This window comes from Nocardioides oceani, from assembly GCF_030412965.1.
In the GTDB taxonomy this organism is placed as follows: domain Bacteria; phylum Actinomycetota; class Actinomycetes; order Propionibacteriales; family Nocardioidaceae; genus Nocardioides; species Nocardioides oceani.
This window is the reverse complement of the sequence record NZ_JAUHJQ010000187.1, coordinates 1-274: the sequence shown is the minus strand read 5'-3', so window position 1 is coordinate 274 and position 274 is coordinate 1. Positions and strand designations below refer to the sequence as shown.

Here is a 274-nt window from a genome sequence, read left to right as displayed (position 1 = left end):
CTGCTTCCGATGCCAAACCTGCTGATAACCGGTTGAAGCGCAAGGGCGCTGGAGCTGGAACGAAGCAATCGAAGAAAGCTAGCAAGGATCCAAACAAGCCTAAGAGGCCTCCAAGTGCTTTCTTCGTGTTCATGTCTGAATTCAGAGAGAGATTCAAGAAGGAGAATCCTAACAACAAGTCCGTCGCTGTGGTTGGGAAAGCTGGCGGTAAAGAGTGGAAGGCAATGTCTGCTGCGGACAAGGCTCCGTACATTGCCACAGCTGAGAAGAAGAA

The 274-nt window shown here is 50.7% G+C and carries 1 protein-coding gene; it reads left to right on the top strand.

All coding sequences use genetic code 11. The features are described 5' to 3' along the window. Window positions 1-32: 32 nt before the first annotated feature. Window positions 33-274: HMG-box domain-containing protein (locus tag QWY28_RS23765; protein WP_300955371.1), on the top strand; the 242-nt coding region annotated here is incomplete at its 3' end.